The sequence below is a fragment of the Buchnera sp. (in: enterobacteria) genome (genome assembly GCF_056343165.1).
In genome coordinates this window covers 140,249-153,782 of record NZ_JBWHTS010000001.1, presented here as the reverse complement: position 1 = coordinate 153,782, position 13,534 = coordinate 140,249, and the positions used below count along the sequence as shown (strand labels likewise).

The 13,534-nt window shown below is 28.0% G+C and carries 12 protein-coding genes and 4 tRNA genes; 13 read left to right on the top strand and 3 right to left on the bottom strand.

The window, feature by feature from the left end:
• Window positions 1-12: 12 nt before the first annotated feature.
• Window positions 13-786: an acetylglutamate kinase gene (argB, locus tag ACTP5B_RS00835; RefSeq protein ID WP_464829164.1), complete on the bottom strand. Its 774-nt coding sequence runs from the start codon at window positions 784-786 to the stop codon at window positions 13-15.
• Between the two features lie 20 nt (window positions 787-806).
• On the bottom strand, window positions 807-1,811 hold the full coding sequence (gene argC / locus ACTP5B_RS00830) for an N-acetyl-gamma-glutamyl-phosphate reductase (protein WP_464829162.1): 1,005 nt from the start codon (window positions 1,809-1,811) through the stop codon (window positions 807-809).
• A 158-nt stretch (window positions 1,812-1,969) separates the two neighbouring features.
• On the opposite strand from argC, the gene argE reads away from it, so the two are divergent.
• Entirely contained in the window at window positions 1,970-3,109 is a 1,140-nt protein-coding gene (gene argE / locus ACTP5B_RS00825) for an acetylornithine deacetylase (protein WP_464829406.1), read from the top strand.
• A 10-nt stretch (window positions 3,110-3,119) separates the two neighbouring features.
• Here the strand turns inward: argE and metF are convergent, their stop codons facing one another.
• Window positions 3,120-4,001, bottom strand: a complete 882-nt coding sequence (gene metF, locus ACTP5B_RS00820; protein WP_464829160.1) for a methylenetetrahydrofolate reductase — start codon at window positions 3,999-4,001, stop codon at window positions 3,120-3,122.
• Between the two features lie 106 nt (window positions 4,002-4,107).
• On the opposite strand from metF, the gene murB reads away from it, so the two are divergent.
• The 12 genes from murB (at window position 4,108) to rpoB (ending at window position 13,466) form a co-directional block, all read left to right on the top strand.
• Entirely contained in the window at window positions 4,108-5,157 is a 1,050-nt protein-coding gene (gene murB, locus ACTP5B_RS00815) for a UDP-N-acetylmuramate dehydrogenase (protein ID WP_464829159.1), read from the top strand.
• 154 nt (window positions 5,158-5,311) lie between these two features.
• A tRNA-Thr gene (locus tag ACTP5B_RS00810) sits at window positions 5,312-5,384 on the top strand.
• Window positions 5,385-5,398: 14 nt separating this feature from the next.
• Window positions 5,399-5,480 (top strand) — tRNA-Tyr (locus ACTP5B_RS00805).
• A 16-nt stretch (window positions 5,481-5,496) separates the two neighbouring features.
• Window positions 5,497-5,568 (top strand) — tRNA-Gly (locus tag ACTP5B_RS00800).
• A 13-nt stretch (window positions 5,569-5,581) separates the two neighbouring features.
• A tRNA-Thr gene (locus tag ACTP5B_RS00795) sits at window positions 5,582-5,654 on the top strand.
• Between the two features lie 281 nt (window positions 5,655-5,935).
• Window positions 5,936-6,319, top strand: a complete 384-nt coding sequence (secE, locus tag ACTP5B_RS00790) for a preprotein translocase subunit SecE (protein ID WP_464829157.1) — start codon at window positions 5,936-5,938, stop codon at window positions 6,317-6,319.
• Window positions 6,320-6,321: 2 nt separating this feature from the next.
• The gene (gene nusG, locus ACTP5B_RS00785) at window positions 6,322-6,867 is read left to right on the top strand and encodes a transcription termination/antitermination protein NusG (RefSeq protein WP_464829155.1); all 546 of its coding nucleotides are present in this window, start codon (window positions 6,322-6,324) and stop codon (window positions 6,865-6,867) included.
• 25 nt (window positions 6,868-6,892) lie between these two features.
• Window positions 6,893-7,321: a 50S ribosomal protein L11 gene (gene rplK / locus ACTP5B_RS00780; RefSeq protein ID WP_464829153.1), complete on the top strand. Its 429-nt coding sequence runs from the start codon at window positions 6,893-6,895 to the stop codon at window positions 7,319-7,321.
• 6 nt (window positions 7,322-7,327) lie between these two features.
• Entirely contained in the window at window positions 7,328-8,023 is a 696-nt protein-coding gene (gene rplA, locus ACTP5B_RS00775; protein WP_464829151.1) for a 50S ribosomal protein L1, read from the top strand.
• Window positions 8,024-8,289: 266 nt separating this feature from the next.
• Window positions 8,290-8,787 (top strand): 50S ribosomal protein L10, encoded by a 498-nt coding sequence (rplJ, locus tag ACTP5B_RS00770; protein WP_464829149.1) that lies wholly within the window; start codon window positions 8,290-8,292, stop codon window positions 8,785-8,787.
• A 66-nt stretch (window positions 8,788-8,853) separates the two neighbouring features.
• A complete protein-coding gene (gene rplL, locus ACTP5B_RS00765; RefSeq protein WP_464829147.1) occupies window positions 8,854-9,222 on the top strand; it encodes a 50S ribosomal protein L7/L12 in 369 nt (122 codons plus the stop codon).
• 215 nt (window positions 9,223-9,437) lie between these two features.
• Complete coding sequence (gene rpoB, locus ACTP5B_RS00760; protein ID WP_464829145.1) at window positions 9,438-13,466, top strand: DNA-directed RNA polymerase subunit beta; 4,029 nt, start codon at window positions 9,438-9,440, stop codon at window positions 13,464-13,466.
• Window positions 13,467-13,534: the final 68 nt, after the last annotated feature.

Genomic DNA, 13,534 nt, shown 5'->3' with positions numbered 1-13,534 from the left:
AATAAAATGAAATTATATACAAACTCTAGTACCAATATTTGCGCCATTGAACAATAATTTTAATTCTTCTGTATTTTGCCAACTTGCTATATCTACAGGACGATGTAAAACTCGTGAAGCCTCTAAAGCAGCATTTACTTTAATGATCATACCATTAGTAATAATTCCTTGTTTAATCAATTTTTGAGCTTGAGTATTATTAATCTCTTTAATTCTCTGTCCTTTTCCATCTAGTATCGAACTGATATCAGACAATAAAATTAAATTAGCTTGTAAAGTAGTTGCTAAAGCTGTTGCTGCCAAATCAGCATTTACATTCATTAATAAACCACTATCAGTAATTCCGATAGAACTGATAATTGGTAAAATTCCTTCTTTGCAGATTTTTTGTAAAAATAATGGCGATCCTGGTAATGCTTTTCCAACATGACCTAAATTCTGATCTAATTTTTCTACAAAAACACTTTTTCCATCCGCTAAACATAATCCGATAGCATTTATATTATATTTTAATGCCCATGCAAGTAAAGTTTTATTAGCAGTTCCAGCTAATGCACCTGTAATAATATTAATATGTTCAGATGGAGTAATACGCAAACCGTTTCTCTTTTTAACTGGAAGCGAAAGTTTTGACATTAAATCATCAATTAAACGACCTCCCCCATGAATTATTAAGAGATCACGTTTGTAAGATTTTCGATAATCAACTAAAGCTTGAAATAAACGTATCATAGCATTATTACTTTCTAAAAGAACTCCGCCTAATTTAACAACTAAAGGATTCATTATAAACACCTTACTATTAATTAAATAATCGATTCTGTTTGAGAAAAATTAAAACGAATATTAAAACATTGCACTGCTTGAGCAGCAGCCCCTTTTAATAAGTTATCTTCTGCTGTTACAATTACAATGTAATTATTCTTTATTACAAATCCAATATCACAAAAAGGTTGCTTTTCAACAGATTTAATACTTGGTAAAAATTTTTTATATATGCGAACTAATGGTGCGTTCTTATAAAATTTATAAAAAATATTATATATATCAACTGATTTCATATTATATTTTAATTTGCATGTAATAGTAGCGATTATACCTCGATAAAAAGAACCTAAATGAGGGATAAAAATTACTGGAATCCCTAATTTTTCTATAATTTCAGGAGTATGACGATGAGTAAAAATATTATATGGTTGCAAACTTACTTCACAAAAACTATTCTTTAAATTAGATTTTCTGCCAGAACCACTAACACCACTTATAGCATTGATAATGGGTATATTTTTATTACAAAGAACATTTTCTTCTACAAGAGGTTTTAGTGCTAATTGAATACAAGTCGCATAACATCCAGGTACTGCAATTAGATTTGCTTTTTTAATGTTTTTTTCTTCCCATTCTGCTAGTCCATAAACAGACTTTTTTAAAAGTTCTTTCTGTTCATGTAAAAAATTATAATAATCTAAATATAATGTGCTTTTTTTAAATCTATAAGCAGCAGAAAGATCAAAAACAATACAACTAGAAGACAAAAAAGAAGGGACAAGAGAATAACTAACAAGATGATCTGTTGCTAAAAAAACAGCATCGATATTTTTTTTAATTTCAGTAAAATTTTTTATAGCTTCGAATCTTAGATCTATAATATTTTTAAATTGTTGGTGAACATCTGAAAATAATTTACCAACATCCAAACTTTTATTTGAAACAAATATTTTCTTTATATTAACAAACTTATGACGATTTATATAGTTGACTAATTCTGCACCGGCATATCCACTTGCGCCAACAATTAATACATTTAACATAAAATTAATAATCCTTGAATAAAAAATTACTATTAATAAAAAAACAGCACATGAAATTTTATAAAATATATTTTATATTGTTAATATGTTGATCAATTGTCTATTTATGAATAAAATGTTTTAAACATTAACAAAATATATGATTTTAAAATTCTAATATTATGAAAAAAATACCTTCTTTTATTGAAATATATAAATCACTTATTAAAATTCCTACAATTAGCAGTGATAATAAACTTCGTGATCAAAGTAATAAAAATTTTATTGATTTGTTATCTAATTATTTTTCTGATTTAAATTTTTCAATAAAAAGCTATCGAATTCCACATACTAATAAATTTAACATGTTGGCTCGTATTGGTGCAGGAAATGGAGGACTGTTATTATCTGGACATTCAGATACCGTGGATGTTGATGAAAATGCATGGACAAAAGATCCTTTCATATTAACTGAATCTAATAATAGATTTTATGGATTAGGAGCAGTAGATATGAAAGGTTTTTTCGCGTTTATATTAGATGTAATATCTTCTATAGATATAAAAAAAATAATTAAACCCATTTACATTCTTTCTACTGCTAATGAAGAAACAGATATGTCTGGAGCTAAATATTTTATAAAATCTACTGATATTAAACCAGATTGCATAATAATTGGAGAACCGACATCTTTACAATTAATTAGTGCACACAAAGGACATATGTCTTATTCAATTGAAGTTATCGGAGATTCTGGACATTCTAGTAATCCTTACCATGGTGTTAATAGTATTGAAATTATGCATCATGTTATTCAGTCTTTATTACTTTTAAAAGAACACTTTAAAAAAAACTATCAATATGAAAATTTCTTGATTCCTTATCCAACTATGAACTTGTCTTCTATACATGGAGGTGATGCAATTAATCGAATTTGTTCTGTATGTGTATTAAATTTAGAAATACGACCCACACCGGATCTATCTGTGAAACAAATTGAAAAATTAATTAAAAAAAAAATAATTATAAAAAAATGGTCTGATCGTATTTTTATAAAAAAACTGTTTTCTTTTGTACCTGCTTATAAATGTTCTCATAAAAATAATACTATTAGAATAGTAGAAAAATTATGTAATTTAAATAGCACAACAGTAAATTACTGCACAGAAGCACCTTTTCTTAGAAAAATTGCACCCACCTTGATATTAGGACCTGGTTCTATCAAACAAGCACATCAACCAGATGAATATTTAGAATCTAATTATATTAAACCAACTAAAAATATTATTAATAAATTAATACAAAAATTTTGTTGTTAATTTTAAAATTTTATAAACCTAACATATGACAAATAGAATAAGCAACGTCAGACTGATTTAAAGTGTAAAAATGAAAGTTTTTGACTCCTTCGAAAGATAATTTTTTTACCATATCTAGTGCTATGCTAGAACCTATGATTTTTTGTGTAAATGTATCATCATTATCTAGTCCATTAAACATTTCGAACATCCATACAGGAATATGAACATTAGTCATTTTTGAAAAACGTTGTAATTGTTTAAAATTACAAACAGGTAAAATACCAGGTACAATTTCCACGCTTATTCCATTTTTAATGCAATTTTCTCGAAAACGCAAATAACTTTCAACATTAAAAAAAAACTGAGTAATTGCTCTATTAGCACCCGCATCAATTTTTTTTTTTAAATTGAGAATATCCGATTTATAATTTTTTGATTCTGGATGTAATTCAGGATAAGCGGCTACAGAAATATCAAAATCAGCAATTTTTTTTAATAAAACAACTAAATCCACAGCATACATATTATGTTTATAATCTTTTTCTAATGTATCTCCTCTTAGTGCAACAATACTTTTAACGCCATTCTCCCAATAATTTTCTGCTATTTTTTTTAATTCAGAACGTGTAGAATCAATACAAGTTAAATGAGCTGCTGTAACAATACCAGTTTTTTTATATATTTTTTTTACAATGTCGCATGTTTTTTTGCGTTCACCACTATTTGCACCATAAGTTACAGAAAAAAATTTTGGCTTTAATTCAGCAAGACGCCTCACTGCAAACCATAAATTTTCTTCTAAATAGGAATTCTTGGGTGGAAAAAACTCAAAAGAACATTTTATGCTGTTTCGAATATTTTCTAATTTTTGGTTTATTATATCTTGATGATATTCAGAAATCACATTCATTTTAAACTCCATTAAAGTAATCTTGTTTTAAGTTATTAAAAATTATACAAATATAATAAAAAATATATATTTATTAGTATAGAAAACAATTATTATTCAACATTTTATGTATAAAAAAAAATATCTTTCTAATCAATCATTAAAAGATTTAAACACATTTGCAATAGATGTAACAGCAAAAAAAATTATTTTTGTAAAAACAATTCAATCATTAATTAATGCATGGAAAATCTGCAAATCATTTTATATTCCTTATATAATTTTGGGAGAAGGAAGTAATATATTATTCTTAGAAAACTATGCAGGATTAGTAATTATTAATCGAATTAAAGGAATAAAAATAATAGAAAAAAAAAATTCTTGGTTGTTGTATGTTTTTTCAGGAGAAAAATGGCATGATTTAGTTAAATTGACTTTAAATTTAGGTATATTTGGATTAGAAAATTTAGCATTAATTCCTGGTTGCATAGGATCTGCAGCAATTCAAAATATCGGTGCATATGGTTTAGAATTTCAAAATATATGTCAGTATGTTGACGTATTATCTTTAAAAAATAATAAAACTATAAGGATTTATAAAAAATATTGTAAATTTTCTTATCGAAATAGTATTTTTAAAAATCAATATTTTCATGAGTACGCTGTTATTGGGGTCGGAATCAAACTATCAAAAAAATGGCATCCTATCGTATTTTCCTCGATAAATAATTATATTAAGAAAGAAAATATGACTCCACATAATATATTCAATACAATATGTAAAATACGTCAAAATAAATTACCTGATCCAAAAAAAATTGGTAACGCCGGAAGTTTTTTTAAAAATCCTATTATCACAAAAGAAAAAGCACAAAAACTTAAAAATCTTTATAAAATACCGAGCTATTCTGAAAAAAACGATCTAGTGAAAATTTCTGGTGGTTGGTTAATTGAGAATTATCATTTTAAAAATATTCAAATTGGTGGTGCGAGTATTCATAAAAAACAAAAACTAATATTAATTAATAAAAACAATGCGATTCCTCAAGATATTATAAAACTGGCCAAAATAATACGTATATGTATTTTAAAAAAATTTAATATATTATTAGAACCGGAAATAGACTTTATCGGAGCTTTTGGAAAAGTAAAATCATCAGATATTTTAAAATTTTAAAATAGTAGTTTAAAAATAAATAGATTCATATAAAAAATATAATATTTCCTATTAGCAGGATTATTTTGATAAAAAACTTGCAATACGATTGAAAAATTATATAATATATTTAATATATTAAGATTTCTTGCAGTTTTTATTTAAATTTTAAATAGCCGGCTTAGCTCAGCAGGTAGAGCAACTGACTTGTAATCAGTAGGTCACCAGTTCGATTCCGGTAGCCGGCATAAAAATTATTTCAGGTGGGATTCCCGAGCGGCCAAAGGGAGCAGACTGTAAATCTGCCGTCATAGACTTCGAAGGTTCGAATCCTTCTCCCACCAATATAAATAATACAATGCGGACATCGTATAACGGCTATTATCTCAGCCTTCCAAGCTGATGACGCGGGTTCAATTCCCGCTGTCCGCTAAATAAAAAGTCTGCTGATATGGCTCAGTAGGTAGAGCGCACCCTTGGTAAGGGTGAGGTCCCCAGTTCAATCCTGGGTATCAGCATAACTAATAAAAATTTAATAAAAATTTTTCAAATCATTTATCATAAATCTCACCTAATACTTTATTTTAAAATATTCTATATTTTGAAATTTCTATGCTTACTTCATAACGAATTGATCTAATTTATTTAAAAAAAAAGTTTATCTTAAGAGTTTTTAATTTAAAAATAACAAAAAATTTTTCATGTAAAAAATAAATATAATTTTTATATATAACAAGAACGAGATGTTTAATACATTAACATATTTTTTCTATATTATTTTATAATTTTAGGAGAAACTATGAGTAAAAATAACTACCATCAAAATAAATATAAAATTTCAGAAAAAATAAAATGGTTAACTATATCTGTATTTTTTATACTGCTTTTTTTTCTTAATTGCTATTTTTATAAAACAAAATTGTTTTTTCGAATATTTATTATATCTTTTCTGATGCTCTGTGCAATAGGAACTTTAATATACACCAAAAAAGGCAAATATATATTATCATATATAATTATGTCAAAAAGAGAGATGCAAAAAATAATATGGCCTAAATATAATGAAACTTTATATACTACATTAATTGTTATTGCTGTAACAATTGTGATATCTCTTCTTTTATGGAGTGTAGACAGCATAATATTCCATTTAATAACATTTATTATTAGTTTAAGGTTCTAAAAATGCATGAGAGTCAAAAAAAAAGATGGTATGTATTACAAGCTTTTTCTGGATTCGAAAGTCGCGTAGCACAATCAATACGAGAATATGTAAAATTAAATGAAATGGGGGATTTATTTGGAGAAGTAATGGTGCCTTCTCAAGAAGTTATTGAAATTCGAGGTGGACAGCGTAGAAAAAGTGAATATAAGTTTTTTCCTGGATACGTTTTAATTCAAATGAAAATGACTGATTCAACTTGGCATTTAATTAGAAATATTCCTAAGGTTCTTGGTTTTATTGGAGGAAAGTCAGATAAACCTTCTCCAATTAGTGATAAAGAAGTAGAAGTTATCATTAATAGACTCCGTAAAATAGGTGATAAACCAAGACCTAAAACTTTATTTGAACCAGGAGAAATGATTCGTGTTAATGATGGTCCTTTTGCAGATTTTAATGGTGTGGTAGAAGAAGTAGACTATGAAAAAAGCAGATTAAAAGTCTCCGTTTCTATTTTTGGAAGATCTACTCCCGTAGAACTAGATTTTAGACAAGTCGAAAAAAATTAAAACATTCATAAAAAACGAGAAAAAAATGGCTAAAAAAATACAATCATATATTAAATTACAAGTTTCAGCTGGAACAGCTAATCCCAGCCCACCAATCGGGCCTGCTTTAGGTCAAAAAGGTGTTAATATTATGGAGTTTTGTAAATTGTTTAATAAAAAAACGGAAAATATAGAAAAAGGACTTCCAATACCAGTAATCATTACAGTTTATTCTGATCGTTCATTTACATTTATCACAAAAACACCTCCTGCTTCTGTTTTATTAAAAAAACTATCGGGAATTAAAAAAGGTTCAAGTAAAACTAAATCAGAACAAATAGGAAAAATTAATCGTTTACAAATCAAAGAAATAGCAAAAATTAAAAACAACGATATGACTGGTTCCAATATTGAAAACATGATGAAATCTATAGAAGGTACCGCCAAGTCTATGGGACTAATTATCGAGGAGTAATTAACAATGAATAAAATACCCAAACGCATAAAAAAAATTAAAGAGAATGTTAATTTTGAAAAATCATACAATATTGATGATCTGATCAATTTATTAAAGCAATCATCTAAAGTAAAATTTAATGAAAGTATTGATATTGCTATTAATTTAGGTATAGATTCCAAAAAATCAGATCAAAATATTCGAGGTTCAACAGTTTTACCAAATGGCATCGGACGTTCTATTCGAGTAGCTGTTTTTACACAAGGTGATAATGTCAAAATCGCTAAAAATGCAGGTGCTGAATTAATAGGAATGGAAGATTTATCTGAAAAAATAAAAAAAGAAGGTGTTAATTTTGATGTTGTTATTGCCTCTCCTGATGCAATGAAAATAGTAACACAGTTAGGACAAATACTTGGACCACGTAATTTAATGCCTAATCCTAAATTAGGCACAGTAACTACAAATATTGCTGAAGCAATTAAAAACGCAAAAACAGGACAAGTACGCTATCGAAATGATAAAAATGGAATCATTCATGCTACAATTGGTCGAATTAATTTTAATGCAAAGCAAATAAAAGAAAATTTAAATGTTTTTTTAGAATCTATTAAAAAATCAAAACCACCACAATCAAAAGGAATATATATAAAAAAAATAGTTTTATCGACAACTATGGGCATAGGATTAATTGTTGAACAATCTAGTTTATCTCTTTGATAAAATGATTTTAACTTTACGCTATAAAAAAAATTATTTATAATGATATCCCTTTTCAATCAGCATCTAAATATTTTTTAGTGTAAAATAGCTAAAAAATAATCTGATTCTAATGCTAAAATTTATTATTTAATATTTTTTTTTTATAATTATAGAGTAAAAATAAATAATAATATGTTTTAAAAAAATCTATTATTATGGTCAGTATTTTTATGAAAAATTAATTTAAACGATTTCTCTCTAGATCAATAAGGAGAATTTGATAAATGGCATTAAATCTTCATAATAAAAAAATAATTGTTTCTAAAATTCACAAAATTTCTAATACAGCATTATCAGCTGTTATTGCAGATTCTCAAGGTATTTGCGTAAATAAAATAAATGAATTAAGAAAATCTGGTCGTGAAATTGGAGTAAAAATGAGCATTATTCAAAATACTCTTTTGTCTCTAGCTATTAAAAATACTGTTTTTGAATGTTTAAAAAAAAAAATAAAAGGTTCTACCTTTATCGCTTATTCTATGATACATCCAGGTAGTGGTGCTAGATTATTTAAAGAATTTTCAAAAAAAAACACACAGTTTAAAATAACAGGAGCAGCTTTTGAAGGGAAATTACTCTCTACTTTAGAAATAAATCAACTTGCAGATATGCCTACTTACCAAGAAGCAATTATCAAACTTCTATCAATATTGAAGATGTCAGTTGCTGGAAAACTTATTTATACTTTATCTGCTATAAAAAAGAAAAAAGAAACCTCTTAAAGGTTATTATTTTTGATGTATTAATAACATCTAAAATAATTCTAATTGTCATTAGGAATTATTGTTATGTCTATTACTAAAGAACAAATTTTAGAAGCTGTATCAGAAATGTCAGTTATGAATGTTGTGGATCTTATCGCGGCAATGGAAGAAAAGTTTGGTGTCTCTGCTAATATGTCTATGCATAGTAATAATCATCATGAAAAAGATTCACATGAAGAAAAAACAGAATTTGATATTTTTTTAAAAGTTATTGGACCAAATAAAGTTTCAGTAATTAAAACTGTACGTAGTGCAACTGGTTTAGGATTAAAAGAAGCTAAAGACTTAGTAGAATCTGCTCCAACAGTTTTAAAAGAAAACATAAGCAAAGAAGACGCAGAATCACTCAAAAAAACGTTGGAAGATGTTGGTGCTGAAATCGAAATTAAATAAAAATATTCAATTTTATAATATAATTAATTTCAAAGCACGGCTGGTGATTTTAATTCACCAGCCCTTTTGATGAAAAAATTCAAATTATTTTCTGAAAATATTTAGCAAATATAAAACATAATTAAAATTCTTATAAAAACATTAAAACTGTCTCCCCTTCAGACAAAAAGATAAATTTAATTTTTAATTTATCTGTCAACGAGCTTAGGAACCCCATGGTTTACTCTTATACTGAAAAAAAACGTATTCGTAAAGATTTTGGCAAACGTCCTAAAGTTTTAGATATACCATATCTTCTTTCGATTCAACTAGATTCTTTTAAAAAATTTATTAAACCAGATTTAGAAAGTCAACACGGATTAGAAGCAGCATTTCGTTCTATATTCCCTATTCGCGGTTATAATGGAAATTCTGAACTTCAATACGTCAGTTATCGTTTAGGAGAAACAGTATTCGATGTACAGGAATGTCAAATCAGAGGTGCTACTTATTCAGCACCTTTGAGAGTAAGATTGCGACTTGTTATATACGAACGAGATATATTAGAAGCTACTGTTAAAGATATTAAAGAACAAGAAGTTTATATGGGTGAAATCCCATTAATGACAAATAATGGAACATTTATTATAAATGGAACAGAAAGAGTAGTTGTTTCTCAACTACACCGTAGTCCTGGAGTTTTTTTTGATAGTGATAAAGGTAAAACGCACTCTTCAGGAAAAGTTCTCTATAATGCTCGAATTATTCCTTATCGAGGATCTTGGCTAGATTTTGAATTTGATCCAAAAGATAATTTATTTGTTAGAATTGATAGACGTAGAAAACTACCAGTAAGTATTCTCTTGCGTGCTCTTAATTATGATACAGAAGAAATATTGAATATATTTTTTGAAAAAAACATTTTTAAAATAGAAACCAATGAAATTACATTAGAATTAATTCCAGAAAGACTTCGCGGTGAAACTGCATCATTTGATATTACAAAGAATGGAAAAATATATGTAGAAAAAGGTCGTCGGATTACTGCTAAACACATTCAAGAGCTAAATAGAGATAAAATAAAATCTATTACAGTTCCTGTTGAATATCTTTTAGGAAGAATTGTATCGAAAAACTATATTGATTTAAAAACAGGCGAAATTATTATTTTTTCTAATACAGAATTGTCTTTAGAAGCGTTAGATAAAATAAAAAAATCAGGATTTCATTATATTGAAACATTATTTACTAATGACCTAGATCATGGTCCATATATATCAGAAACATTACGAATAGATTCCGCTAATGATCGCATGAGCGCTCTAATAGAAATTTACCGAGTTATGAGACCTGGAGAGCCCCCTACTAAAGAAGCAACAGAAAATTTATTTGAAAATTTATTTTTTTCTGAAGATAGATATGATCTTTCTGCTGTTGGTAGAATGAAATTTAACCGATCTCTTCTGAGAAAAGAAATTCAAGGTTCAGGAACCTTAAACAAAGAAGATATTATAGATGTTATAAAAAAAATTATTGATATCCGTAATGGAAAAGGCGAAGTAGATGATATTGATCATTTGGGCAATCGACGCGTCAGATCCGTTGGTGAAATGGCTGAAAATCAATTTAGGATCGGTTTAGTAAGAGTAGAAAGAGCAGTTAAAGAAAGATTGTCTATCGGTGATTTAGATGCTCTTATGCCACAAGATATGATTAATGCCAAACCGATATCAGCTGCTGTTAAAGAGTTTTTTGGTTCTAGTCAATTATCACAATTTATGGATCAAAATAATCCTTTATCAGAAATTACACATAAAAGACGAATTTCAGCATTAGGTTTGGGTGGTTTAACTAGAGAAAGAGCAGGTTTTGAAGTTCGAGATGTTCATCCTACTCACTATGGACGCGTATGTCCGATAGAAACACCTGAAGGACCAAATATAGGATTAATTAATTCTTTATCTGTATATGCAAGAACAAATTCATATGGATTTTTAGAAACACCTTATCAAAAAGTTAAGAATGGTTTAGTTACTAAAGAAATTAATTATCTATCCGCTATAGAAGAAGGCAACTATATCATTGCACAAGCTAATACTAATATTGATAAAAATGGTTTTTTTACTGACGATTTAGTGACTTGTCGACATAAAGGTGAATCTAGTTTATTTAACCGTATGCAAGTTAATTATATGGATGTTTCTACTCAACAAATTGTATCCGTTGGTGCATCTTTAATTCCTTTCCTTGAACATGATGATGCAAATAGAGCTTTAATGGGTGCTAATATGCAACGTCAAGCAGTACCTACTCTTAAATCAGATAAACCTTTAGTTGGAACGGGAATGGAACGAGCAGTAGCCGTAGATTCCGGTGTTACGGCGGTAGCTAAAAGAAGTGGTTTAATTCAATATGTAGACGCTTCTCGTATAGTAATTAAAGTAGATGAAAAAGAAATGTATTCTGGAGAAGCAGGTATAGATATTTACAATTTAACTAAATATACTCGATCAAATCAAAATACTTGTATTAATCAAAAACCTTGTGTTGATTTAGGTGAAAGAATTCAGAAAGGCGATGTTTTAGCAGATGGACCATCTACTGACTTAGGAGAACTTGCACTAGGACAAAACATGCGAGTAGCATTCATGCCTTGGAATGGATACAATTTTGAAGATTCTATTCTAGTATCAGAAAGAGTTGTACAAGAGGATCGTTTCACTACAATTCATATTCAAGAATTATCATGTATATCACGAGACACTAAATTAGGAGCAGAAGAAATCAGTTCAGATATACCCAATGTAGGTGAAGCCGCATTATCTAAATTAGATGAATCAGGAATTGTTTATATTGGAGCAGAAGTAACTGGTGGCGATATACTAGTTGGTAAAGTAACTCCAAAAGGAGAAACACAATTAACACCTGAAGAAAAATTATTACGTGCTATTTTTGGAGAAAAAGCGTCAGATGTAAAAGATTCTTCATTACGAGTTCCTAATGGAGTATCAGGAACTGTAATAGACGTGCAAATATTTACAAGAGACGGTGTAAAAAAAGATAAAAGAGCATTAGAAATTGAAGATATGCAAATTAAAAAAATTAAAAAAGATCTGACTGAGGAATTTAAAATATTTGAATCTAGTTTGTTTGCTCATATCAAAAAAACCTTGATATCTTTTAATATTGAAATAGAACAACTCAATACACTACCTTTCGAAAAATGGCTGTCTATAGAAATTACAGAAAAAAACAAAAAAAAAGAAATAGAAAAACTTGCAAAACAACATGATGAACTAAAAGAAGAATTTAATAAAAGAATTGAAATAAAACGTCAAAAAATTACGCAAGGGGATGATCTTGCTCCAGGTGTTTTAAAAATAGTCAAAGTATATTTAGCAGTTAAACGTCAAATTCAACCTGGCGATAAAATGGCAGGTAGACATGGTAATAAAGGCGTCATTTCTAAAATTAATCCTATTGAAGATATGCCTTATGATAAAAATGGTGTACCAGTTGATATTGTTTTAAATCCACTAGGTGTTCCTTCTCGTATGAATATTGGACAAATATTAGAAACACATTTGGGCATGGCGGCAAAAGGTATTGGTGACAAAATCAATCACATGCTTAAAACACAAGAAAGAATATCTAATTTACGAAAATTTATTCAACAAGCTTTTAATTTAGGAGAAAATTTGCGTCAAAAAGTAGATTTAGATAATTTTTCTAATGAAGAAATATTGCGTTTAGCTGAAAATTTTAAAAATGGCATTCCCATCTCTACGCCGGTATTTGATGGTGCTCAAGAAAATGAAATAAAACAAATGTTAAAATTTGCAGGTTTACCTACTTCTGGACAAATTACACTTTTTGATGGAAGAACAGGAGAAAAATTTGAAAGACCTGTTACCGTTGGTTATATGTACATGTTAAAATTAAATCATCTAGTAGATGATAAAATGCATGCACGTTCTACTGGTTCTTATAGTTTAGTAACTCAACAACCATTGGGCGGAAAAGCTCAATTTGGCGGACAACGTTTTGGTGAAATGGAAGTTTGGGCACTAGAAGCATATGGAGCTTCGTATACGTTACAAGAAATGTTAACCGTTAAATCTGATGATGTAAATGGAAGAACTAAAATGTATAAAAATATTGTAGATGGGAATCATCAAATGGAGCCTGGAATGCCGGAATCTTTTAATGTACTTCTGAAAGAAATTCGATCATTAGGTATTAATATTGAACTAGAAAGCGAATAAAAAAATTAATAATATAATAAAAAATATTTATATATTTATTACCTTGAAAGTTTAATTCCAACGAGAGC

Bases quoted from the DNA above. Each gene is read 5' to 3' on its own strand.
- argB (WP_464829164.1), bottom strand. From the start codon at position 786: ATGAATCCTTTAGTTGTTAAATTAGGCGGAGTTCTTTTAGAAAGTAAT.
- argC (WP_464829162.1), bottom strand. From the start codon at position 1,811: ATGTTAAATGTATTAATTGTTGGCGCAAGTGGATATGCCGGTGCAGAA.
- metF (WP_464829160.1), bottom strand. From the start codon at position 4,001: ATGAATGTGATTTCTGAATATCATCAAGATATAATAAACCAAAAATTA.
- murB (WP_464829159.1), top strand. From the start codon at position 4,108: ATGTATAAAAAAAAATATCTTTCTAATCAATCATTAAAAGATTTAAAC.
- secE (WP_464829157.1), top strand. From the start codon at position 5,936: ATGAGTAAAAATAACTACCATCAAAATAAATATAAAATTTCAGAAAAA.
- nusG (WP_464829155.1), top strand. From the start codon at position 6,322: ATGCATGAGAGTCAAAAAAAAAGATGGTATGTATTACAAGCTTTTTCT.
- rplK (WP_464829153.1), top strand. From the start codon at position 6,893: ATGGCTAAAAAAATACAATCATATATTAAATTACAAGTTTCAGCTGGA.
- rplA (WP_464829151.1), top strand. From the start codon at position 7,328: ATGAATAAAATACCCAAACGCATAAAAAAAATTAAAGAGAATGTTAAT.
- rplJ (WP_464829149.1), top strand. From the start codon at position 8,290: ATGGCATTAAATCTTCATAATAAAAAAATAATTGTTTCTAAAATTCAC.
- rplL (WP_464829147.1), top strand. From the start codon at position 8,854: ATGTCTATTACTAAAGAACAAATTTTAGAAGCTGTATCAGAAATGTCA.
- rpoB (WP_464829145.1), top strand. From the start codon at position 9,438: ATGGTTTACTCTTATACTGAAAAAAAACGTATTCGTAAAGATTTTGGC.